Source organism: Orientia tsutsugamushi str. Boryong, assembly GCF_000063545.1.
Classification (GTDB): domain Bacteria; phylum Pseudomonadota; class Alphaproteobacteria; order Rickettsiales; family Rickettsiaceae; genus Orientia; species Orientia tsutsugamushi_C.
Genome location: NC_009488.1, coordinates 907,173 through 931,329, shown reverse-complemented (window position 1 = coordinate 931,329; position 24,157 = coordinate 907,173). Strand labels below are relative to the sequence as shown.

At 31.3% G+C, this 24,157-nt stretch carries 20 protein-coding genes and 2 pseudogenes; 19 read left to right on the top strand and 3 right to left on the bottom strand.

The window, feature by feature from the left end:
* Positions 1-299 precede the first annotated feature (299 nt).
* Together OTBS_RS04510 and OTBS_RS04505 are read right to left on the bottom strand one after the other, a co-directional pair.
* Positions 300-4,826, bottom strand: a complete 4,527-nt coding sequence (locus OTBS_RS04510) for a hypothetical protein (protein WP_011944721.1) — start codon at positions 4,824-4,826, stop codon at positions 300-302.
* Positions 4,826-7,279, bottom strand: coding sequence for a virB4 protein precursor (locus OTBS_RS04505; RefSeq protein WP_011944720.1), 2,454 nt, complete (start codon positions 7,277-7,279; stop codon positions 4,826-4,828). The genes OTBS_RS04510 and OTBS_RS04505 overlap by 1 nt, the downstream gene beginning before the upstream one ends.
* A 274-nt stretch (positions 7,280-7,553) precedes the next feature.
* On the opposite strand from OTBS_RS04505, the gene gap reads away from it, so the two are divergent.
* From gap to proS, 4 genes are all read left to right on the top strand, one after another.
* Positions 7,554-8,570 carry a type I glyceraldehyde-3-phosphate dehydrogenase gene (gene gap / locus OTBS_RS04500; RefSeq protein ID WP_011944719.1) on the top strand — a complete coding sequence of 339 codons (1,017 nt, stop codon included), beginning with the start codon at positions 7,554-7,556 and terminating at the stop codon, positions 8,568-8,570.
* 81 nt (positions 8,571-8,651) lie between these two features.
* A complete protein-coding gene (locus OTBS_RS04495; RefSeq protein WP_011944718.1) occupies positions 8,652-9,863 on the top strand; it encodes a phosphoglycerate kinase in 1,212 nt (403 codons plus the stop codon).
* A 23-nt stretch (positions 9,864-9,886) separates the two neighbouring features.
* Positions 9,887-10,180: a hypothetical protein gene (locus tag OTBS_RS04490; protein ID WP_011944717.1), complete on the top strand. Its 294-nt coding sequence runs from the start codon at positions 9,887-9,889 to the stop codon at positions 10,178-10,180.
* Positions 10,181-10,193: 13 nt separating this feature from the next.
* Positions 10,194-11,495, top strand: a complete 1,302-nt coding sequence (proS, locus tag OTBS_RS04485; RefSeq protein WP_011944716.1) for a proline--tRNA ligase — start codon at positions 10,194-10,196, stop codon at positions 11,493-11,495.
* 127 nt (positions 11,496-11,622) lie between these two features.
* On the opposite strand, the gene clpX is transcribed toward proS, so the two are convergent.
* On the bottom strand, positions 11,623-12,876 hold the full coding sequence (clpX, locus tag OTBS_RS04480) for an ATP-dependent Clp protease ATP-binding subunit ClpX (protein WP_011944715.1): 1,254 nt from the start codon (positions 12,874-12,876) through the stop codon (positions 11,623-11,625).
* 205 nt (positions 12,877-13,081) lie between these two features.
* Between clpX and efp the strand changes: the two genes are divergently transcribed.
* The 15 genes and pseudogenes from efp to OTBS_RS04405 all read left to right on the top strand — a co-directional run bounded on the left by efp (position 13,082) and on the right by OTBS_RS04405 (position 23,858).
* Positions 13,082-13,651: an elongation factor P gene (gene efp, locus OTBS_RS04475; protein ID WP_011944714.1), complete on the top strand. Its 570-nt coding sequence runs from the start codon at positions 13,082-13,084 to the stop codon at positions 13,649-13,651.
* Positions 13,648-14,433 (top strand): hypothetical protein, encoded by a 786-nt coding sequence (locus OTBS_RS04470; RefSeq protein WP_011944713.1) that lies wholly within the window; start codon positions 13,648-13,650, stop codon positions 14,431-14,433. The genes efp and OTBS_RS04470 overlap by 4 nt, the downstream gene beginning before the upstream one ends.
* Positions 14,434-14,452: 19 nt before the next feature.
* On the top strand, positions 14,453-15,154 hold the full coding sequence (tsaB, locus tag OTBS_RS04465) for a tRNA (adenosine(37)-N6)-threonylcarbamoyltransferase complex dimerization subunit type 1 TsaB (protein WP_011944712.1): 702 nt from the start codon (positions 14,453-14,455) through the stop codon (positions 15,152-15,154).
* 305 nt (positions 15,155-15,459) lie between these two features.
* The gene (locus OTBS_RS18335; protein ID WP_410517965.1) at positions 15,460-15,549 is read left to right on the top strand and encodes a hypothetical protein; all 90 of its coding nucleotides are present in this window, start codon (positions 15,460-15,462) and stop codon (positions 15,547-15,549) included.
* Between the two features lie 150 nt (positions 15,550-15,699).
* Positions 15,700-15,900 carry a hypothetical protein gene (locus OTBS_RS04460; protein WP_011944470.1) on the top strand — a complete coding sequence of 67 codons (201 nt, stop codon included), beginning with the start codon at positions 15,700-15,702 and terminating at the stop codon, positions 15,898-15,900.
* 130 nt (positions 15,901-16,030) lie between these two features.
* Positions 16,031-17,269: a tyrosine-type recombinase/integrase gene (locus OTBS_RS04455; protein WP_080571797.1), complete on the top strand. Its 1,239-nt coding sequence runs from the start codon at positions 16,031-16,033 to the stop codon at positions 17,267-17,269.
* Between the two features lie 125 nt (positions 17,270-17,394).
* Positions 17,395-17,730, top strand: coding sequence for a hypothetical protein (locus OTBS_RS04450; protein WP_011944246.1), 336 nt, complete (start codon positions 17,395-17,397; stop codon positions 17,728-17,730).
* Complete coding sequence (locus OTBS_RS04445; protein WP_011944688.1) at positions 17,730-18,281, top strand: TraE/TraK family type IV conjugative transfer system protein; 552 nt, start codon at positions 17,730-17,732, stop codon at positions 18,279-18,281. Before OTBS_RS04450 ends, OTBS_RS04445 begins: the two co-directional genes overlap by 1 nt.
* Entirely contained in the window at positions 18,278-18,679 is a 402-nt protein-coding gene (locus OTBS_RS04440; RefSeq protein ID WP_011944247.1) for a hypothetical protein, read from the top strand. The genes OTBS_RS04445 and OTBS_RS04440 overlap by 4 nt, the downstream gene beginning before the upstream one ends.
* A 111-nt stretch (positions 18,680-18,790) precedes the next feature.
* Positions 18,791-19,255 (top strand): TrbI/VirB10 family protein, encoded by a 465-nt coding sequence (locus OTBS_RS04435; protein WP_011944248.1) that lies wholly within the window; start codon positions 18,791-18,793, stop codon positions 19,253-19,255.
* Entirely contained in the window at positions 19,255-19,545 is a 291-nt protein-coding gene (locus OTBS_RS04430; RefSeq protein ID WP_011944249.1) for a hypothetical protein, read from the top strand. The genes OTBS_RS04435 and OTBS_RS04430 overlap by 1 nt, the downstream gene beginning before the upstream one ends.
* Before the next feature lie 52 nt (positions 19,546-19,597).
* Positions 19,598-20,421: pseudogene (locus OTBS_RS04425) on the top strand (TraU family protein); the annotation flags it as partial.
* Between the two features lie 80 nt (positions 20,422-20,501).
* Entirely contained in the window at positions 20,502-20,822 is a 321-nt protein-coding gene (trbC, locus tag OTBS_RS04420; protein ID WP_011944350.1) for a type-F conjugative transfer system pilin assembly protein TrbC, read from the top strand.
* Positions 20,819-22,531 (top strand): annotated as a pseudogene (gene traN, locus OTBS_RS18330) (conjugal transfer protein TraN). The gene trbC and the pseudogene traN overlap by 4 nt, the downstream one beginning before the upstream one ends.
* Positions 22,532-22,676: 145 nt before the next feature.
* Positions 22,677-23,858 carry an ankyrin repeat domain-containing protein gene (locus OTBS_RS04405; protein WP_011944711.1) on the top strand — a complete coding sequence of 394 codons (1,182 nt, stop codon included), beginning with the start codon at positions 22,677-22,679 and terminating at the stop codon, positions 23,856-23,858.
* The last annotated feature ends 299 nt before the right edge of the window (positions 23,859-24,157 follow it).

The following is a 24,157-nucleotide window of genomic DNA, read 5'->3' as shown; positions in this document are numbered from 1 at the left end:
TGAAAGAAAAAGTAATTCATCATATAAAACCTCTACTTCTTAATAAAAGGTACATTAGACCTCTTTAGAAACTATTAATGGTCAGTTAAAAAATCTTTTCCATATTGACCATACTCATCACAGGTTTGTTCAATTATGTATTTTCAAAACTAATGTTTTTTCTGCATTGCTTTCTTATCTTTTTAACCATAATAAAATTTCTGTTTCTTTTTCAAGTTTTAAGCATCTTTTTTCTTACTCTAACCTAGCATTTAAACTGAATTTGATATTTTACTTTCGTTTTCATTCTATAAAGTTCATTAGCGTAACCTTGGTAAACACTTTATAGAAGATACAGAACCATTAACTCTACCAATTGGATAAAACGAATATGATACCGTAGATGCTAGCTTAGGAACCCCATTATCATTTTTTAAACACATTCTAGTTACAACAGACTCTGATAGTTTATAATCTGGATTTTCGCATCGAGGGCTAGATTCTTTACCTACTTCAGCTTCTGACCATATAATTCCATTTTCTAATACTTCGGAGCACTTATTTGGATCATAACAAGTTATCTTAGATGCTAAAATAGGTCTTATTCTGTGATTTCTTGTTATGGGATCTTCAGTGTCTATCATTGCGTTCAATTCTAGTCTATGGATACCTCCTTTATTATCTAATACACACTTTCTACGTGCAGTTGGATGAGATAGTTTATGATTTTTGTTTACACATGTTGGACGAGATATTTCTTGTACTTTAGCTTCTGACCATATAACTCCATTTTTTGTATCTACAAGTCTATCGCACTTATCTGGATGACTGCAAGTTACATTAGCTGTAGGTTTTGTAAATACAGGATTATTCTTATGATCTAGTTCACACTTTCTAGTTGCATTTGGATTAGATAGTTTATAAGCTGAATTTGCACATTTTGGTTGAGATATTGCATCAACTTCAACAGTTGGCCATATAACTCCGTTTTCTGATATTTTAGAGCATCTCACTTTATATTCTTTGCATCCAACTGTTTTCTTCGTTGGAAGTTCCAAAACTGGTTTTGCAGTATCTCCAGATGTAAAATGAACATTTGAACTTGCATCTATAGCTGGATCAAATAGACAACGTCTCTTTAGAGAATCCTTATTAATAGGAATATATTTTATCCTTGGATTAGTTCCTTGCTTGCATTTTCCTATAGCTTGATCTCCTGGATTAGTTTCTGGCCATATTGCGTTATAGCTTTCTTCTTGTTTGCATTTTGGTATATCTGGTATTACTTGACATAATCCTAGCTCTAGCGCATTTTTGCTACGAAATCTTGTTTTGCCATCACCTTCATAAGGTGATTTAACTAAGACATCATCTTTATTAACCTTCTTGTCTTCTGAAGTTTTTGCATAACACAACTGAGTTTGGCAACGTTTTATTACATATTCTTGTTCATCACCTAGAATAAACTTTTTACCTTCGTCAAATATAGTACAGTGTTTATTTTCAGTGCATTGCTTAATTCTATTGCCACAAAATTTAGGATCTATTAATACAGCTTTAGTATCTAGTTTATTAACATATGTTTTTGTTTCAACTAGTTCGCCTAATAAATTAGCACTATTATAATGACGTATCAAATTTTCATGACTATTAGTGAAAGTATAAAATTTACTCTTAGATAATTTATCACAAGACTCTAATTTAGTAGTACTACATACAAAATCAGTAATAGGTGCTGCATTTTTTTTATTCGCAGAAGCAGAAGCAGAAGCAGGATCTATACATGTTTCAATAGCTATAACTGTGCCATTGTCTGATATGTTAAATTTAGGTTGACATTTATATTTTACATCTTTACATACTTTATCAATTACACCACTACAAATTAAATTATTAATTGTTTTGAAAAGGCCGATTAGTGCTGTTTCTGATTTTACAGCATCATTAGTTAGTTGAGTATTAGCTCTATCCATTAATTCATCATTAGTACAGCTTGGCACATTAACTGTACATCTTGAATGATCTGTCTTACATTTTAAAACTTCCTGTACAGTATTAAATCTATAAATATATTTTCTAGGAGAATATGAAACACATTCTTTAGATTTCACTGTCTCACTACCACAATTACCTATAGTTTTCATTATGTCTTCCTCAGTTTTTATTGAGCTGCCAGATAGTGACATAGTATTGCCAAAGCTAGTTTTTGTTAATTGATAATACTCATTAGGGCCTAGTTTAAAACAATTTGGGTAATCAGCACTTTCTTCATTACATAATGCAAAATCTCTAGGGTATACTCTATCTTCAATTGATTGACTAACTTCTTTACAAGTTTCTGGCCCAAAATTTTGTTGAGTATTATTATTTTTTTGAGCTTTTATACATTCTGGATTCTTTTTTACCTTAGCTAATACACACATCTTCTCATACAAAGGACATTTAGGAATAGCATTGCTATTTTGGTTAACGCAAATAAGCTTACCTCCTACTACATACTCATTATTTATAAACTCTATTCCTTTAAGATAACGATACTTTGCATTATGTGATTGTACATCTTGAGCTTCTTTAGGAGCTTCTGAATCATACTTGCCCCACTTAGTACCTACATCTGGTGATACAGAACCTTTATGATCAGTAACATAAGCATTGTAATCATATCCTGCTAAATTAATATTAAATTGATTATTATTTTCATCATCTTCAACATCATTAGTCCTATTTTGATGATGGCTATGCTTTGCTTCAATACAACCTTCAAGTGAATAGTTTGTTTCAGACTCTTTCACTTCAAGTTTAATACCAATGTCAGGCTTAAAATGATTATTTTTACTATTTCTACATTTGAAAGCAGTAGGCAAAGGCGGAGCAGCACGCTTTACACAACCAATTAATGGCTTTTTTGTATTATTAATATTATATACACAGATATCATCTGAAGTTTGCTCATGAATAATTAGTGAATCATCACATTTAATATTGCTATCTGAACTCTGAAGCAACTCTCGACATATAGAACGAGTAGTACGAGTGATTAATGCTATCAGATCTTTGCCATTAAACCTAATGCTTTCTTTTACTACTCCATTCTTTCCTTCATTAACTTTATCTTGTTGAAACACTAACTTTATATCATCGAAATTACCAACGTCTACTCCATATACTTGTTGACATAATTGTGCCCCTTCACAGCAACTATCTGCTCCAGGACTGGCTGGAATTGGACATCTTGCACCTACACAATCTGGTAAACAATAATTAAATTTCTCAGATGGCTCTAATTGACTTATATCATCAACTACTTTTCCTTTGATATTAGTTGCATATAACACTCTGAATTCTCTTCCTTGGCAACCAGCTAGTTGGTTATCTGAGTCTTCGCAACCATTATAATTAACACATGGCTCATCAGAATTACTATACTTGCATAGTTTTAAAACATCATTATATTTTTTTCTGATTACTGAAGGACCAAACAGCTCAATATTTTGAATTTTAACGCACTGATTAGCTTTATAGCTTTTTTCTCCTTCTTCACCATTCTGACAAAGAGGTAACTGATTACTATTACTAATTCTGACAGCATTACTAATAATATTATTATGAATATTAGAAACAGCGCATTGACTACTAGCAACATTTATATTCTCCTTGTTTTCTAGATTAAGTTCTTCCTTAGTACAAATAGGAATAATCTCAACTTTCCCAGAAGCTATTTTTTGAAGCTCATTATAAAAAGGAGGTGGAAGCGGCCCAATAGGCAATTCAACGCATCCTAGCACTTCAGGATTTACAACTCTATTTAGATCAAAAACATCCTTTAGTATGTCTACAAATGCGCTACCTATAAACTGAATAACGTTACCAATAAATCGCACTACATCTTTTAAAAAGCTTAAACCAATTTTGTCTACTACTATACCAACTAATGATACCAAAGCATCTGCTAAACTAGTTCCTGCATTTATTAATTCAATTAATATTTTACCAACAGGGAAAATTTGACTTCCAGAATGTAAAGGTTGACTTATAGGATTGTAATCAAAAGGGTCTAATAATGATGATAATGATGTAAGCGAAGGATCAACATATAAGCATAATTTAGGAGCTATCATTCGAACGTTACAATTATCATCTACACTATCATAAATTTTATCAGGATCTTGTCCTCCTTGATGATTTAAATGATAACACCTGGTATAGCCAGGATCATCTTTAGCATTATATTGACATAAAGGATCATTTGTTATTGAGTCAGAAGCACAAATAGACTTTTCATCTTGATCAAATGATGTAGTATCTGGTATAGCTATTCTAGCACATATTCTTAATAGTGGAATACCTAAACTCGTTGCAAAAACAGCACAATCACCGTGTGATAAGTTAGAATCATTATGCCAACAAGCAATAGCATTACAGCTTTGATGTCTTACTCTAATTTTAGGATTAAAATATGATGTTGCCATAGTTTCTTCACCACAATATCGTAAATATCCTGGAGCATAATACCAATCAGGAGTTTGGCTATTGTCCACTACTGTTGTCCAAAATTTTGAATCAAATATTGTTGCTGGTTCTTCAAATTTTAGTAAGCATCCTCTTCTACCTCCATACTTATTATATGGTGGGCAATTTTCTGTGCTTGTAAACTGTTTTTCCCTTTTTTTCCAGAATGATAAATGTTTTCTTCTTTTTATAATGCCTTGAAGATCTTCATTATCTCCATTCCAAGTTTCAGTCCTACTTCCACGAAACCATGTACAAATCGAAGCTGTGGCATTAGCAACGGTTATAAAATTAATTACAGCAACAATTATAACTAAAAAGATATGTTGTGGCTTCATTACTCACTGTTCTGAAACTGATCATAAACATCACTTAACCAAGCTGAAGGAGCATCATCACCTATTTTTTGCATAATTTTATGAAAAAGATTCAAATCTTCTTCTTCAGCTGATAGAAGCTTTCTAATTGCTGGAAACCCTTCCAAATTAAGTTCTACAATAACATAATTATTATCTTGTTTTACCATAAATAATCTAGAATTTGGTGAAATAGTATTAAATTTTTTAGCTTCGCTAGTACTTAGGTTACAGATTTCAGCAATAGGTAAATTTCTTATATTAGTTGGTAGTATAATTTTAGTATTATTAAACTTTAACCATTTCTTCCAGAAATCAGAATAATAAAATTGATCATTCTGATTTACTTGAACAACAGAAAGAATTATTCCATTATTTTCAGATAGTTGTTCAGTGATCTGTTTAATTAAGTTCATAAACACTTGCTCTACTATTAAATCAGGCATATTATCAACAACTAGTATTTTAGGCTCTGAAGAGTCTAGTAAGCTGAATTTTTTTATTAAAGAAAATATAATTCCAGACCTTAGACAGTGCAAAGTTTGTAATTTGTTATGATAAATTTCCGGCTTTTCTCCTACTTGAGGTGTATAAGATTGATTAAATTGATAATCAGTATAATCAGCTAAGTTTATAGCAGTTACATTATTATCTTGCAATTCTAAAGTAGAAGATTGATTAAAAATTTTACTGCATTTATCATCACTAATAAATAACTTAATACGCTTCTTTACACTAGCTCCAGCACTATAATCCTTAAAATTAAAATCTTTGATAATTTTAATCAAAGAACGTGATTCAGGTGGCATATCCATAACTGCAATAGCTAGCTCTGTAAGGCATTCAATTTCGCTATCAGATAAATTATTAAAATAACTGCCTGTTATTATCTTAAATAGTTCTAGTAAGTCATCAGAGCTTTCTAAGTAGCTTAATGGATTAAATGGTAAATCACCGTTGTACCATGTTCCTTCTATTCCTTTTATAAAAACTTGAGCATTATTTCTATTAGTTAAATAAAGTATAGTTGGAGAATATTTTGATGCTTCAGACAATAAAAAATTAGTGACAGTAGCTCGACCAGATTGAGCTCCACCAATTATACAAGTATGTCCTTTTGCACTCTCATCATGAAAATTCATGAAATAAGGAGTACCGCATTCTGTTCGAAATATAGTGACAGATCTACCCCATCGACTATGCTGCATGCCAACCGGATAATGATGTAATGCTGCTAAAGCAGCTACATTATCAATAATATTATAAGAAACACGTCTAATGTAATTAAAATTACCTGGCAACTGAGACCAAAATGTTTGCGCTAGATTAATATCCTCTCGAACATGTATTATTCCTTGTTTTACTAATCTTTGTGATATATAAGCTACTCTACTCTCAAGCAGATCAATGCTATCAGCCATAATCATTATGCTAATTTGTTGATGGCAAAACTGTGGTAATGTGTTATCAGAATTCACAATTGGGTCTATTCCTTTGAATAGAGCTAGTTCACTGTCACGGCTTGCACTGATAATTTTACTTTGTTGAGAGTAACTATTAATAGCTTTTACTTGGTCAGCAAAATAAAAAATTTCTGTAGCAATAAATTCCACTGGAGCATGTAAGCACTTACTCACTAATTCATCTTTAATATCTTGATATTCCTTAATACCTAAAATAGATGCAAACTTTTTTTCTTGTTGATGTATAACCTCTATTTTGTCTCCTCCAAAAGAATATTTATGAGTGGCTAACTGTACAGCACAATCAACATCTTTTACTTCTATTAACCCAGTATTAAGTTGTATTATTTTTTTATAAAAATTTAAAAGGTCAGAATATACTTTATTATTATCAATTTTAATACTTAACTTGCATGGATTATAACGTTGCAGCTCAGTTATTATATTATTTATAGCCATGGATAAATTTTTTAATGCAGATGCTATGAACTTATCATAAAAATTATCCAATGTCTTAAACGATAAAGAGTTCAAAAAACTATCTAAGTTTCTAATATTTAAGTTACATCCATGATGCACAATTGAGATATATAATGTACTAACAAATTTATCTTGCCAGTAGTTTTTTTTGCTCCAAACATTATGAATAAAATTTGGCAATGCTTGACTGTAAGGAGTAGGGTCATCAATATTATCGCAGCGTCTTACAACATGTATCCAAACTGCAAAGTTGTTATTATTAATATGATTTTTAATAGCATTACGTATTGCTGCTCTAATACCCAATAAATCCTTATTAGTATATTCAGAATTAATACCTTTTATTTGTAATATTTGAATCAATTCGCCATTTTTAGTTAATAAAGTTTCATCATTGTAGTGGCAAGTTATAGGAATAAAGTTCTGGGCATTGCTATCAAACTGTTTTGCATCTATTTGTCTACTATGTAAAAATTTATGTATAAACCCCATAAATTATAAGCTTATATTGTTATTAGCATACTATATTAATTTAATATGATATTTACTACATTTTCATTTCAAGAATTAAATAAAAAATGTAAATATTACAGCAATGTTACTACGTTACTACTATAAAACTATATTATTTATACCATGGTAACATATTATCTTTAGTAAATTAAAATCAATAAATATAACTTTAAGTAATTGTTTATCAAAGACTAAATAATTATATTATAGTTTTTAGTGTAAAATTATTACTTATAAAAAGCAGAAGAAATTTATGAGAATTGCTGTTAACGGTCTTGGACGTATTGGAAGATTAGTAGTTAGGGCAATCACTTCGCTACAGGATAGCAGACTTGAATTAGTAGCTGCAAATAGCCTTGCAGAGTCAGATATCATTGCTCATCTTTTGAATTATGACTCAACTCATGGCGAATTAACAAACAAATTTCAATATAATAATAATTATCTATTTAATAGTACAAGCAAGATTAGCCTCTTTAGGCAAAGTAAACCAGAAACTATTCCATGGGAAAAAGAAAACATTGATATAGTTATAGAGTGTTCTGGCAAATTTAATAGTAAAAATGCTGCCATAGCTCATTTAACAGCTGGAGTAAAAAAAGTAATTATCTCTGCTCCATGTAAAAATGCTGACGCTACAATTATAGTTGGAGTTAATGATCATTTACTCAATTCAAATCATAACATTATATCAGTTGGATCCTGCACTACTAATGCAGTTGCTCCTATAGTTAAAATTTTAAATGATAAATTTGGCATTCAATGTGGTCATATTACTACTGTTCATGCTTATACTAGCGATCAAAATATTTTGGATAATAGTCATAAAGATTTTAGACGAGCAAGATCATGTTTCGCATCAATAATACCAACTAAGACAGGTGTTTCAACATCTTTGAAAGAGGTAATACCAGAATTAGCTAACTGTTTAGATGGCTCATCAGTTAGAGTTCCAACATCTAATGTGTCACTAATTGATTTTACTTTTTATAGTCATAAAACTCTTACTGTTCAATCTATCAATAATGAAATTAAAGAATCAGCTAAATTAGCTAATATGAAGGATATTCTTGATATTGCGCTAGCTCCACTAGTTTCAGTAGATTTTAATCATTCAAAATTTAGTGCTATATTTGATCCATACGAAACCAAGGTAGTAGGTAAAAATCTTGGTAGAATAGTAGCATGGTATGATAATGAGTGGGGTTTTGTACATCGTATAATAGACATAGTTAAAATAGTTGAATTATGTTGCAAAGATGAGAGATGAAAGAAATAATATTACACTACTAGCACAGTAATTTAACTTCCTTGACTATAATATGTAAACTGACACAAGTATGAAATATTTATGATACAGTTAAGACAACTTTCAGATGTTATAGTAAAAGATAAAGTAGTTTTACTAAGACTGGATCTTAATATACCTCAAGAAGGTGGGAAGATAACTGATAATACACGTATAGTTCGTACTATACCAACAATAAAATATCTAATTTTACATGGAGCAAAGGTAGTAATTATCTCACACCTTGGCAACCCAAAAGGCAGAATAGAATTAACATTATCGCTAAGATCAGTTGTGACTGAACTTGAAGCGTTGTTAAATATTAAGGTGCAATTTTGTCCTGAATCAATTGGAGCAACTCCTAAAAACGCTATAATAAATATGAAAGCTGGAGAAGTTTTATTGCTTGAAAATTTAAGATTTAATTCAGGAGAAGAGCTAAACGATGCTACTTTCATTAACGAGCTTGGTAGCTCAGGAGATATATATGTTAACGATGCTTTTTCTTGCTCTCATAGAAAACATGCATCTATTTGTGGTTTGCCTACTAAATTACCTTCAGCAGCTGGGTTTTTATTATTAAGCGAGCTAAAACATTTAACTTCAATTTTTAGTAACGCCAATAAGCCATTTACTGTAATTATAGGCGGAGCAAAAATGTCTACAAAATTAGATTTATTGAATAGTTTGATTACTAAAGCAGATTATTTAATCGTTGCTGGTGCTATGGCTAATATTTTTCTAGCTATGAAGCGCTTTAATATTGGAGCATCATTATATAAACCAGAACTGATAAATGTAGCTTCACTAATTTTAAAAAAAGCAACCTCTACAAATTGTAAAATAATACTTCCGTTCGATGCAGTAATACAAAATTTTAATAGTAACAACATAACTATACTAGAATTAAACTCCTCTCTAGTGATGCAATCTAATGCTAAAATTATGGATATTGGTCCTCAAACCATTGCGCAGATAATTAACATAATCAAAATATCTAAAACTGTAGTATGGAATGGACCAGTTGGAGCTTTTGAACAAACTCCTTTTGATTATGGTTCAACCTATCTAAGTAAAGCAATAGCTGAAAAAACTAGAACTGGTAGCCTTTGTAGTATTGCTGGTGGTGGAGATACCATATCAGCAATAAAAAAGTCTGGAGTAATTGATGATTTTAGCTATATCTCAACTGGAGGCGGGGCTTTTCTTGAATGGTTACAAGGCAAAACGTTGCCAGGAGTTGAAGCTTTGATGCAGAAATTTAGATACAGCTAAATACATATAATGTTATAGTAATTATGATAGTTATAGTCTATAATCTTGAGGATGCTATAAAAGAACTAAATAGTATTTATGTTCCTGTTATTATCACTAATCCACCAGGTAGTATTAAGTACCTAGGAGCACTCACTATTGATTATTTGTTTAAAATATTAAAAAATAAATTTAATAATATCTCAAAAGTAATAATCAATGTTGAAGATGATATACCAGCATTGTTTACGCTATTAAAGTTAAATTACAGTAGATCAGAAATCATTTATACAGGATCTTCTGAATCTGCTAAAAAACTATTGCAACTATATAATTAAGAAAATCAAGTTAATGCGCTTATCACAATATTTTTTACCACTTCTTAAAGAAGATCCAGCTGGAGCTGAAATTATATCTCACAAACTAATGTTGCGTGCAGGTATGATTAAGCAAGCATGTGCAGGAATTTATAACTGGTTACCACTAGGAATTAAAGTTTTACAGAACATTCAGGATATTGTTAGAAAAAATATGAATGCAGCTCAATGCACCGAGCTGCTAATGCCATGCATTCAACCTGCTAGCCTATGGAAAGAATCATCTCGATATAATGCTTATGGAAAAGAAATGCTTAAAATCAAGGATAGACATGACAATGATCTCCTATTTGGACCTACTAATGAAGAACTAATCACAGATATTTTTAGAAGCTGTATTCAGTCATATAAAGATTTACCAAAGAATTTTTATCACATTCAGTGGAAATTTAGAGATGAAATTAGACCAAGATTTGGTGTAATGCGAAGCAGAGAATTTATAATGAAAGATGCTTACTCTTTCGATATAGATCAAACTTCTGCTATACAAAGTTATAATTTAATGTATCTCACTTACTTGAAAATTTTTAAGGATTTAGGTCTTAAAGTTATTCCAGTTCAGGCTGATAATGGAGCTATTGGTGGTAAATTAAGTCATGAGTTTCATATTATTACTGCTACAGGTGATAGCAAAATATATTATGATAGCACTAAATTTAACCCTTTTGACTACAACCAAGATTTATCTTTGAATAAATTAGAGCAATTATACATAGTTACAGAAGACAAGCATAAAACTTATCAAAATCAGATTTCAAATGATAAAATATCTACTATATCAGGAATAGAAGTTGGTCATATATTTTACTTTGGAACTAAATATAGTGAGTTAATGAAGGCTTGTATTCAAATGCAAAACGGAAAACTTACAGCTGTTGAAATGGGGTCATATGGCATTGGAATCTCTAGATTAATAGGTGCCATTATTGAAGCTAATCATGATCAGTATGGCATAATATGGCCACAAAATGTTGCACCATTTAAAGTTTCTGTTATTAACTTACTACCTAATAATGACAAGTGCAAACAAACATCAAATCAGCTGTATCAAATCTTAACTCAGCAAAAAACAGATGCATTATTAGATGATACTTCAAGTTCTGCTGGCCATAAATTAGCTGTTCATGATTTAATAGGTATACCATATCAGATAATTATAGGCAAAAATTTTATTGAAACCTCAACTATAGAATTTAAATATCGTCATAATCACCAGCTTCAAAAATTAAGCATTGATGCTTTAATTAATCGATTAACTGAAATATCTAAGCATTAATATTATCTAACTAATTGCTAATTCTTGATTCAGCTTTATTAAAAAAGCTATATCTTAAAAAAGCTTTCTTCTTACTTTGCCAAAACCATAAGAAAGAAATTGTCTTAACTAAATTGCACTGATTTGTTTAAGCTGTAACTTTTTTTTTCACTGATTTTTTTTGCAGTTTAGGCTTTATAATAGGCTTTAGATTATTTTTGACAATATCAGCTGTGATTATTACTTGCATATTTTTAAGATTGCTTAACTCAAACATTGTATCTAATAATACGCATTCTAAAATTGCACGTAACCCTCTAGCACCAGTTTTTTTTGCTAATGCCTTTTGGGCAATTGCTATTAGCGCTTCTTCTTCAAAAATCAACTCTGCTCCATCAAGTTCAAAAAGTTTCTGATATTGCTTTACTAAAGCATTTTTAGGTTTTGTTAATATATCTACTAAAGACTGTTGATTTAGATCAGATAATGTAGCAATTACAGGTAATCTACCCAAAAATTCAGGAATTAATCCAAATTTAGTTAAATCATCAGCTTCAAGATTATTCAGAATTTGATTATAATCTTGATCATGTTTTGATTTCACTGTTGCTTCAAATCCTATAGTACTTTGTGAAGTTCTGGCTTCAATAATTTTTTCAATTCCAGTAAAAGCACCTCCGCATATGAATAACATATTAGTTGTATCTATTTGAATAAAATCTTGCTGAGGATGCTTTCTCCCTCCTTGAGGAGGCACCAATGCAATAGTTCCCTCCATAATTTTTAATAAAGCTTGCTGTACTCCTTCGCCAGATACATCTCTTGTAATAGAAGGGTTTTCTGACTTGCGGGCAATTTTATCTATTTCATCAATATATATGATCCCTTTTTGGGCTCTTTCAACATTAAAATCTGCTGCTTGTAATAGTCTTAGAATAATATTCTCAACATCCTCTCCTACATAGCCCGCTTCAGTTAACGAAGTAGCATCAGCCATTGCAAATGGTACATTAATTATCTTTGCTAAAGTTTGTGCTATTAAAGTCTTACCGCAACCAGTAGGTCCAATAAGCAACACATTAGATTTTGCTACAAGATCAGCTAATTCTCGATGCTCAAACCTTATACACTGAATATAAACAGCCACAGCTAGAATTTTAGCAGCCTGCTGCTGCCCTACAACATGAGCATTAATTGCTTCATATATTTTTTTTGGTGGTAATTTTGAATAGTTAGATATAGCTAAATTAGATTTACGCTCTTCCTCAATTAGATGAATACATAGCTCAATGCATTCATCGCAAATAAAGCCTGAAAAGCCAGCTATTAATTTTTTAACTTCATTTTGATTTTTACAACAAAACGAACAGGACAATGCTTTATTGTCAATTTTTTTAGCCATAACTTAATATTGTTATTTAGAAATTTATAGTGGTCTTATATTTTGATTTTTAATAAACTACCTTTTGATTACTATATATATATAAATCATAATTTTCAAGCCTATAAGAGATAATTACGATAATTCTATATGCTCTTGTGTTTTAGTAGTTTTAAGTTATACTATAGCTTTCATCATCTATTAACTTTTTTAAAATTCAGTTACTATGAAAATTTTGGCAAATGCTATTCGAGAGGGTAATATTCTAGAATATCAAAATAATTTATGGATAGTGAGTAAAAAACCAGACCATACTAAACCTGGAAAAGGTGGCGCATATATTCAGTTAGAGATGAAAAATCTAAAAACTGGCACTAAAATTTATGAGAGGTTTAGCTCATCTGATTATCTAGAGAAGGCAACTTTAGAGCAGAGAAATTACCAATATCTTTATCAAGAAAATAATCACTTAGTCCTGATGGATCTTGAAAGTTTTGAACAAATTCTAGTACAAAAAAGCATTATAGCTAGCAATAAGTTGCCATTCTTACTAGAAAATACAGTTGTTACTGTAGAAACTTATAAAGATGAGCCAATCAGGCTTGTTTTACCACATACTGTAGTAGTAGAGATACTAGAAACTAGTCCTAATATTAAGGGAGCAACTGTAACTGCTTCATATAAGCCTGCAATTTTATCAAATGGAGCTAAAATCATGGTTCCTCCTTATCTAAGCGCTGGAGAAAAAATCGTTGTTAAGCTAGAAGATATTTCATTTGTTGAGCGTGCTAAATGACATTACCTATTATTAATATACTTGAGCAAATTATTAGAAAGGCAACAGTTTTTTTATTAAGAGATTTTAGCGAATTAGATGTAATACAAAACACTAAGTGTGACACAAGGTCATTTGTTATTCATTCTTGCATTCAAATTCAAAAACGCATAATTGAAGGAGTAAGTAAGTATTCGCAAAATGATATTGGAAAATTAATTTTCTACCACGAACAACAAATACAAAATTTACCAGATGGTAAGTACTTATTAGTAAATTTAATAGATAACTTAATTAATTTAGAAAAAGCATTACCATTTTTTTGTATTGAATTTTCTCTGCATGAAATAGTACATCAAAAAAGAAACATTCAATGTGGAATACAATATTTCCCAGCTATAGGAGAAATTTACTACATGGATAATAATGAAGTATGGGTTGATAAATTTAACCATCAGCAATCAAATCGTTTTAAGATACGAGTTCCAAGTTCAAAAACTAATAAATCTAAGTTATTGGCAATGGAATTTATGTTAGCTGATTCATGGCATAAGGCCATTCCAATGAAGATTAACGATACTATTATTAAAAGTGAACAAATTAGGTGTTTTGGTAGTTTGAGATATGCATGCACATTATTTTTAACAGGTAAACTGGATGTTATTATATATGATCACTTAGCAAAAAATTACGATTCAGATGATTTAATCAAATTAATTGTAACTAAAGCTGGAGGCGTAATTAACCACATTAGTTCTAATATTAATGTAATTTGTGCGCCATCAATAAGAATAAGTGTATAATTATAATGAGTTTGATAAAATGAAAATTCTTGGCATTTGCACTTCTAATAATAGTTGTTCGGTAGCAATTAGCAATCATAGCAGTGTTTTAGCTGCTAATTACAATGTTGAACCTGCTATGCAAGCTCAATATCTTGTTTGTATGATTAAAAAAACAATGATACAGGCAAAAGTAACATTTGAAGACATTGATTACTTAGCTGTTACTCAAGGGCCAGGTAGCTTTACTGGAATAAGAGTAGGACTTGCTGCAGCATTAGGTATTATTACAGTATCCAAGATCGTTCCTATAGTTATCTCTGACTTTGAGGTATTAAAATTTCTTATTAAACAACAAATTAAAGGAGTAAATATAGCCTTCGCTATTATTAATGCATATAGAAATAAGGTATATCTACAAAAATTTGATTTTAATAGCAGCTCATCATTTCAAGCAGTATTAATTGATGCTACCGAAGCAGTAAACTTGATATTAAATACCAAATCTCTATCTGGTTGCGCAGGAAACGCAACTAAGATGATATATGAGTTATTAGTTACAACTACTACAACTATTCCAAATAACATCTTCTTCTTACCACGATTTGCATATTATGATGCAAGACCAGTATGCAGATTGGCATATCAATTATTAGCATCAAAACAAAGTTATTCAACTGAACTTTGTCCATTATACATATGTAATAGAGATTTTAAGCATTGGAAACTAGAGTATAGGTAAGCTCTCTCGCACTCACCTATACTCTCTTAAGGCTTATTTTTCAATGAAGCATCTAACCTTGAATTAACGTTTTTTGACTATAATTATTTGATGTTGGTTCGGTAGGTGCGTTTTTTCTTTACTGAAATTTTATTTTGATATATGTTTGCATGATTTTTTTATCTTTCTTCATTATTACGCACGTTACCTCGAGGGGGGAACCTTTTGGTTTACCAAGTTATATAGTAGATTATTACAATTATGGCATAGAATGCTGCTGCCACTAGCTGTATTAATGCATTATATGAAAAAGAGAAGAAACAGATATATATTACATCGAATCTACCAAGGTAGCAATTTGTCATAATAAACGTACCTTCAGCAATAGAGTTTTAAACAAATTTCTAAAATGGTAAAAGTAGTATGGCTGGTTCTTAGTCTTTTAGCTTCATCTTATAATCAATAAGATGTTCTATAGGTAAAAATGCAAAGGTAGATCAAATATAAGGGAGAAGAAAAGTTAATTTTTATTAACTTCTATACTTTATAGAACCTACTATTAACTTGTGTTAACTTTTATTAATATTTTTAATCAAGCTTCAACTTTAACTATAAATATATTTCCAATATTTGTCAATATAACAAAAAAATTAAAGCAAAAGGTTGACAAAAGGTTGACAGAAAATTTAGGAAATTGGGGGCCAGTTTTCAATCTAGAGGTTAATCTAATGATCGAAAAATATATACAATCTAGGATTGATAAGTGATTTTTAAGTTATATGTATTATGAACAAATTAGTATAAAAATTTGCTATCAAATAAAAAGTATAATATAGATCATCTGTTTAATTAAACGTAATACTTTAATAATAAATATTAATATTATGTGGGGTGATTATGACTTCAATATCATCAAAGTTTATAAATCGAGCACTACGTAAAATTAAAATTCCTAAGGGAGAAAAATTATTAATTATCCACGATCCAGATATAATAGGACTTAAACTGAAAATCTCATGTACAGTCTGTGGAGGAATAGTAAGAAAAACATGGATTTTAGAACAAAAATATAAAAACCAGAGTTTAAAAATAAGGATAGTGGAATTTCCATATTTATCTATTAAAGAAGCTAGAAAAATAGCAAGAGAATTAAAGACATTAATGGCGAACGGAATAGATCCAAGAGCAGTAAAACATCAACAACAGATAGAAGAAAATGAGAATCGTATAAAAGAAAGAGAAAGAAAAGCTAACGATATTACATTCAAAGAGCTGTGTTATAAGTATATTGAAGAGTATGCCAAAATATATACTATAAACTGGAAAGAGAATGCTGACAGAGTACATACTTATGCACAAGCATTATATGAAAAAAAGATAAGCAAGATTCGAATGAGTGATATTGAACCAATATTCAATGATATCAGCAAAGAGGGAAAATATGCCACAGCAAATGCATTGCTAGCAACCTTACGCACTATATTTAATAAGGCAATAAAATGGGGATTAATAGAAAACAATCCTACTCTAGGGATAGAGCAGCATAAACTGCAAGCAAGAGAGAGACGTCTAAGTTACGATGAAATGGGTAGATTTTTACAAGTATTATGCGGAGAAGCAAGTCCATTGATAAGAGATTTTGCATTACTAGCGTTATATACTGGAGCTAGAAAAAGTAATGTGTTAGAGATGGAATGGGACAATATAGATTTTGAAAGAAAAATATGGCATATACCAAAAACTAAGAACGGAAAGGCGCAAAATATACCATTAACAGATGAGGCAATGGAAATATTGCAAGCAAGGAAATTAATATCTACAAGTAAATGGGTACTACCAAGTTCTACTAGCGAAAGCGGACACTTATCGCATCCAAATACCGCATGGAAGATAATTTGTGAAAAGGCAAGCATAAAAAATTTCAGAATACACGATCTAAGAAGGACGTTTGCAAGTTGTATGGGGGATGCAGGCGAAAGTCAGAGGACAATTAGTATAGCATTGAATCATATTAATCCAAACTCAACAATACCTTATACTATAGCTTGTATGGAGTTAGTACGAGAGTATATGTCTAAGGCTATACAAATAATTAGTGAATGTGCTAGAAGTTATAATATTTATAATACTATCTGACTGATATAAACGTTGTGGTAAGAATAGTGCGATTTCATGTCGCACATGCATATATGAACACTAATTATTGCAGGTAAAATCTGTGTTTGAAGATATTTAGCTAATTTAAACATTATAGTAGCAGAATGAGAAATCTCATGCTACAATTGAGGCTGAAGGTGATTATACAAAATCAAAAATTATGTTGGGCATTATCGAGGCCGTTGAAGTATATGGGTTTGAGCATTGACGAATGGGGAGTAGTGCTAGCTGGAGTAGCTCCAGGAATTGTACTACTAAACAGCAGGCATGCTAAATTAGGCCTAGCCTTTATGGTTGGAGGAATTGCTCTATGTTATTGCTTTAAGAAAATTAAGAAGGTATCTGAGAATTTTTTGCTAAAAAGTTTTTTAGTAGCTAAAGGTTTATTGCCAGCTCCATTAGGATATCCAAGGCTTTTGGGCAAAAAAGTTGGCAAGTAATGAATCATCTCTTTAAGCAAAATGCTATACAAGAGCTGGTTAAATATAATAAATGCTTACTTTCAGTAACTATATTGCTAGCTGCAGCTAATATAATTGCGATAATGGCTGCAATTACCAAAGAAGAAAAGTGGTTATTAATTCCAGCAATGGAGCCTGATCGTAAAATGATGGTTTCATCAAAAAATTACCATGAAACCTATTTAAAGGAATGGGCAATTTATGTAACGAAACTCTTATTTACTACTTCTCCAAATGAGGTAGAAAGACAAATAGCAGACATGAAAGTTGCATCTAGTAATACTGAATCTTTAAATAAATTTTTTCATGATCACTTGCAATTTGTTAAAGGCTCAAATGTGTCTTCAGTCTTTTTTCCGAAGAAGGTTGAAGTGATAAAGGATGGAGTATTAATTAGTGGAACGCTTCGTTATTGGTTTAGCGATAGTAAACATATAGCTGTCGATAAGACTTACCTTTTGACTTACAAGCGAAGTCCTAATTACCTTTTGTTGTTAACTGGCGTTAAAGAGAATGGAATAAAAAAATGAGTATTAGAATTTTGAGGTTTATGATAGGGTTTATTGCTTTAGTCAAGTTTAGTGATGTATATGCGGTAGAATATGAGTTAGAAGTTGATAATTTGCTGAAGCTTGAGATTTCTGATAGTGGGCCAACAAGAATTAATCTTAAAGATGAAAAAATCAATGATATTTTTATGTATCCTCAAAATGCAGCCGAAGTTGTAGTTCATGAGTCTGGATGTTTGTTTATTGCTCCACGAGAAGAAGAAAAGAAGCTTTATTTAACAGTAATAGGAGAACACAAAACAATTCAAGATTTAATGTTAACTTTTACTCCAAAAACTCCAAGCCATGTAACGCTTATTAATGCTGCTACAGAAGAAGCTGAAAAGGATAATTCAAAAGGAAAAATAAAATTAGCTTAAAATGCTAGTTTTTACTTTAAAGCTTGTTAAGCTCAGCATCAAGCATATTAAAACTGCTTCAAAGTAAAATTTCATTATGGAGATATTATTGAAAACAAGGCGGAAGGCTGGTTGATAGGTGAAGATGGACGTTCTGGAATTAAAGGAATCGTGGTAGATAAATCGTCTAACATAGCAAGCATGGCTGCATTAAATGGAGTATTTAGCAATATTGCTAAGTTTCTACAAGCTAAGGCTATTAAACCTGATATGCTACCAACTTTAAACCTAGTAGCTGGAGGTCATCAACAACAAGAGTTTCAGATTGGAGATGCGCTTCAGTCTGGAGCTTACTCTGGAGCTAGTAATGCTTTTGATAAGCTAGCTGATTTTGCTATAAAACAAGCTGATTCTATGAGCCCAGTCGTTCTTATTGCGTCAGGTAGAGTCATCGATGTTGTATTTAAAAAAGGTTTTGACTTACGTGAGCACAAGAAGAAGCCACATAATTTAACTTATTCACAATCAACTAACAATGAAAAAGTTAATTTGCATAATAAATTCGACCAATCACAAAAGTTAGAGGAGCATTTATAATGAAGTTTTTATTATTGCTATTGGGCTGTATGAGCCTAACAAGCTTCTTTTTCGAAAGTAATTTTGATTGTAAAATTCCTAAAGGGCAAAAATGTAAGTCTTTATATGAAATAAAGAAAATGGCTGCTCAAGGAGTTTTTGACCCTGATAATGTTGAGAAAGTTGAAACATCAAAAATTAAATCAAAAAGGCGTTGTGTTCTATACTGTAAGCGATCTAAAGCAGTTCAAGGTGTAGCTGTTGTTAACACTTCACCTAAAAAACCAAAAATGAGTGATATTGCAACTTAAAAATGATTTATGTGATAATATAGGTTAAATTACTATATCTCTGTACTTTACAAACACTTCAATGCCTGATACTAATGCTTCTGGTAGACTTATATGTCTTTGTCCTAAGCCAGGGATTCCAATACCTGTACCTGGTATATTCCGGTAGGATTTTGGGAGCCAGTACGCCTTGTAGATGTTACAAAGTCGCCAATGTGTATGGTAAGTCTTGGAGGTTTGTCATTTGGAAGTGCTACTCAAAAAGGCATGAAAGATGAGGCTGAAGGAAGTGCTTTTTATCACATTCATTGGTATGTCTATCCTGTGATTTATTGGCTGGAAATTTTGCTTGATTTTATTTGTCTGGAAATGGCTGCAGTCGATATAGCATATTTAACAGAGTTTGATCCATTATGGAGTGATGACGCTAAATCTGCGATTTTAAATCCAGAAACGCTGTTGTTTCAAAATGTAGCTGCTTATCAAGCATGTATAGCTGATTGCATGAGTTGCAGCGCTGGTTTATTAGCAAGTGATTATGCTTTTTGGTGTGCTGAATGTCAAGGAATGCTTTACCCTTTTACTGGAACAGCTGCGGCGCATAATGGTGGAGTTGGAACATCTGTATTAATGGTAAGTAAGTTTATGGCTAGAATGCATAGGCAACTGATGTTATGGGGATATTATGGTTATAAAGGCTTATGTGGCAAGTATCCCATGCCTATTATGAAGAAAAGTCAGTATCGACTACAAATGACTTATCCGATTCCAGAAACCAGATCCTGCAAGAGCATAGGCCAAACAGAAGCTACATGGCAGGCTGGAAGAGAATTTCCAGTTAATGGTGAAGATTTTGGTTACTTGATTTGGCGAAAAAGAGATTACTGTTTGCTTTGATAAGGGTTAGAGAGGAATATGGTTATACGAGTAATGATGTTGATGGTTTTATTATTTGTTAATAATGCTAATGCTTTTTTTTGGGCCAGCAAAAAACTTTTATTTTTGTCTCATTTTCAATGAGTGATGAGGCTTTAAAAAGCTATTTTGCTGAATCTCAAAAGGCTGGAGCTCAATTGATTATGCGTGGGTTAATTAATAACTCATTTACACAAACAAAGAATAAAACTATGGAGCTTGGTATTAGCTTCGATATAGATCCTAGCTTGTTTGAACAATATAAAATTGATGTTGTTCCTGTGATAGTAATAGATGATGAAAAAAGAGGATTAACCAAGAAATTAACTGGCCATATTCCTTTAGCAATAGCATTAGAAATTATGAATGAGAATACTCAATGAGATTATTATCTATATTAACTTTTTGATAGTGCTCAATATTAGCTGTTGTTTAGCTTCAATGCAAAGCAGTTATAATGAAGCTAGCAACTATAATGTAAATCTTGGAAATTCTTCAAATACACAAGAATTATTTCATCAAGGTAGTAATGTCAATTATCCTAACAATGATGAGGATTTAACCTACCATGGCCGTAATCAGCTTGGTACAGAAAGTGGGGCAATGTTATTTCAAGCTGAAAACAGTAAAAACAATGCCTTAACTCAACATAATATCAACGATCAAAATTATATGATAGCTAATTCAATGAGAATTGAATCTGATCCTTTAAGTGCCCTTGATAGCAGTAACTTCGTAACTCAGACAAGTAAAACTAATACTGAAATTATTCAAAGTTGTAATGAAGGTAGTAATTTTAACATTGAACTTATTCGAGAATTAAATGTTGAGTGCAGATTAGAGAATGTATGGCTTTCTTGGCAAAACCGGCAAATGGAATTTGCAACAGAAGAAATAGTAGAGAATCATAGTAATTGGCTTAATGGTCGTGCAGATTTCCATGACGTAGATAAAAATAATGAAAAAATATACAAGTTAGCAGGTGATAGCCAAATGGCTGCAAGACGAATGAGGAGTGCTGTTGCTGATAGGCTTGGCGTATCTATAGAGCATATTGGAACAAAGTTTATATTATATCAAAAAGAGGTAAAATATGTATACTTCGCTATGACTACAGAGATAAGACTCAAGAACTAAGGGAAGTAGCAGAATATTGGCAAGTTGTAAAGCCTGAACTTGAACAATTAATAGAAAGTAATGAATGCTATGAGGCGAATAGACTCAACTATGAGAGTGGTGATAGAGTATTTTTTGACAAGTTTAGAGTCAATCGTTCATATTGGAAACAAAAGATTGTTTTTTCATGTACTAGCGATCCAAAAGATGGTTGCAAACACCTTAAAATTCAAAATTGTGAATTAAAAACAGCACTTGCCAAAAATCAGTAGCAAATATTTGTTTACTATGGCAGCACGATTATAGCTGTTCAACTGAGAAGCAAACAATGCTACACTCATCATTGCGTAATAACTCAATTTTTTGTTTAGGAGGTAATTGCAACACTCCAACTATTATACCAAATAGAGATATAGCTAAAGTAGCTCATCTAGCAATGCTAAATCAGATGAGCAAGGACATTAAAACAAATCCCGTTTCTGTATTTTCAGGTAAACATCGAAAATGCAAAAAAGATGTATTTAGTTTTTTGAATTGCTGCTCTTCAATGACTGGCTGGGGGCGTGATATAGGCTTATCGCAATGCAAATCTAAGGAACAAGAATTAGCTCTATATAGAAAAAAAGGTTACTGCTATTACATTGGAACCTATTGTTCTTCAAGAATTCCGATATTGGGTATTTGCCTAGCTAGAAAGTCTACTTATTGCTGCTTTCAGTCAAAACTTGCAAGAATTTTTCAGGAAGAAGCAAGAAAGCAGCTAAAAATAGACTTCGGTACACCTGAATGTCCAAAGTGTAGAGGCCTTACTGTTGAAGAGTTACAAAAAGTTGATTTCACTAAAATCAATATGGATGAACTATTTGGAGATATACTCACTAAGGCTCAAAACAGCATGAACAAAGACATTATTGCAGGAATCAAAGATAAAGTTCATCGTATGCAACAAAACCAGCATTATTCAGGTACTTATTGAACTTGAAGAGTTGTAGTAATTGTGATTACTATATAATTAGTAATCATTATATTATATATTGCTTTGTACTCATATTTTAATATATAATAAATATATACATTTTATGTGTATGTTTTATTATATATTAAAATAGGGTGAAAAACTAATGAATAACGGTAATTTATTACATGAATTATATCATGCTGTTAAACATGATAATATAGAGAATGTGGAGCGCATTCTAGCACAAGATATGTCTTTGATCAATTTAATACATAATGTAGTATATAATAGTGGTAGCCTTTTTTGTGAGGTAAATCATGCTGCGTTGCATACAGCAGTTTTATATAAGCGCATTAATATAGCAACATTTCTGTTGAATAGTGGGGCTGATGTAAATCTAAAAGATGGTTATGGTGTTACTGCTTTACATTATGCTATCACTCGTGCCTATAATGCAAATATGGTAATGCTTTTGTTGAATAGTGGGGCTGATGTAAATGTACCAGACAACGAAGGTACAACACCTTTACATTGTGTTATTACACCTACCTACTCTAATATAGATAGAATAGAGCTTCTAGTAAGTAGAGGAGGTGATATTAATGTACAGAGGAATAATGATAGAACTGTCTTACATGAGGCTGCTACATGTGGTCAAAAAGATATAGTAGAGTGGTTATTAGCTAGGAATGCTAATACTCTTTTAAGAGATAATAGTGGTAAAATTCCTGCACATTTTGCTGCTCAATATGGTTATAAGGATATAATGAAGCTTTTATTAGATAGAGATCATAGTATAATAAATTTACAAGACAATAATGGTCAAACTGTTTTACATCTAGCTGTTTTAAAGCACTATGCATTGTTAAGTAGAGAACTTGATGATGAATATATAAGGTATGATGAAAGGTGGTTAAGTGAGGATGAAAGGTTAGCTGCTTTAAGTCATTCAGCGGAGCGGATAAAAATGATGTATGACCATGGTGGTATTAATTTTAGTTTAAAGAATGCAAATGGTTATACAGTTTTAGATTTAGCTTTAGCTATTGAACATGATCAGCATAAAATCGCAGAGCACTTGCAAGAGAAAAGGCTATTATGGATGAAAGAACAAAGATATGTTGTAAATGAATCGCTGATAATAATAGCAAAAAATAAGGAGCAGATATTAAAACCAGATTCAGAAAAAAACGATGCTGATAAATTTTTGGAAAAGTGGCTTGAGTTAGATATCGGAATAACTAAGCAGATAGTAGAAGCATTGCAGGATGATGATTTGGGAACATTTCAACAGCTTTACGAAGAATATAAAGTAGTGTTAAAGGGAGAGAACACTAATTCATGAAATGATTTAAGATTTAACAACATCTATTTTTAGTTGCTTTGTTTTGATTTGTTATGTTCTTAGATTTATAGTAACTAGTATTATCGCAAATAAGATAATAACTATTATGGGTTATAGTTGAAGCATTTTAGCAGTCTTTGATTGCATCATGCTTCTCTTCTTTGACTAAACTTCATTTTAAATAGATATAAAAATAATGCAATAATGAATCCATTAGCAATAATGCTAACTATTGGGCTACTTAATTACTTGTCGATAGAATTAGCTACTGCTAACTCTTTGCCTACAGGGTTTTTATG

Bases quoted from the DNA above. Each gene is read 5' to 3' on its own strand.
- OTBS_RS04510 (WP_011944721.1), bottom strand. From the start codon at position 4,826: ATGAAGCCACAACATATCTTTTTAGTTATAATTGTTGCTGTAATTAAT.
- OTBS_RS04505 (WP_011944720.1), bottom strand. From the start codon at position 7,279: ATGGGGTTTATACATAAATTTTTACATAGTAGACAAATAGATGCAAAA.
- gap (WP_011944719.1), top strand. From the start codon at position 7,554: ATGAGAATTGCTGTTAACGGTCTTGGACGTATTGGAAGATTAGTAGTT.
- OTBS_RS04495 (WP_011944718.1), top strand. From the start codon at position 8,652: ATGATACAGTTAAGACAACTTTCAGATGTTATAGTAAAAGATAAAGTA.
- OTBS_RS04490 (WP_011944717.1), top strand. From the start codon at position 9,887: ATGATAGTTATAGTCTATAATCTTGAGGATGCTATAAAAGAACTAAAT.
- proS (WP_011944716.1), top strand. From the start codon at position 10,194: ATGCGCTTATCACAATATTTTTTACCACTTCTTAAAGAAGATCCAGCT.
- clpX (WP_011944715.1), bottom strand. From the start codon at position 12,876: ATGGCTAAAAAAATTGACAATAAAGCATTGTCCTGTTCGTTTTGTTGT.
- efp (WP_011944714.1), top strand. From the start codon at position 13,082: ATGAAAATTTTGGCAAATGCTATTCGAGAGGGTAATATTCTAGAATAT.
- OTBS_RS04470 (WP_011944713.1), top strand. From the start codon at position 13,648: ATGACATTACCTATTATTAATATACTTGAGCAAATTATTAGAAAGGCA.
- tsaB (WP_011944712.1), top strand. From the start codon at position 14,453: ATGAAAATTCTTGGCATTTGCACTTCTAATAATAGTTGTTCGGTAGCA.
- OTBS_RS04455 (WP_080571797.1), top strand. From the start codon at position 16,031: ATGACTTCAATATCATCAAAGTTTATAAATCGAGCACTACGTAAAATT.
- OTBS_RS04450 (WP_011944246.1), top strand. From the start codon at position 17,395: ATGAGAAATCTCATGCTACAATTGAGGCTGAAGGTGATTATACAAAAT.
- OTBS_RS04445 (WP_011944688.1), top strand. From the start codon at position 17,730: ATGAATCATCTCTTTAAGCAAAATGCTATACAAGAGCTGGTTAAATAT.
- OTBS_RS04440 (WP_011944247.1), top strand. From the start codon at position 18,278: ATGAGTATTAGAATTTTGAGGTTTATGATAGGGTTTATTGCTTTAGTC.
- OTBS_RS04430 (WP_011944249.1), top strand. From the start codon at position 19,255: ATGAAGTTTTTATTATTGCTATTGGGCTGTATGAGCCTAACAAGCTTC.
- OTBS_RS04405 (WP_011944711.1), top strand. From the start codon at position 22,677: ATGAATAACGGTAATTTATTACATGAATTATATCATGCTGTTAAACAT.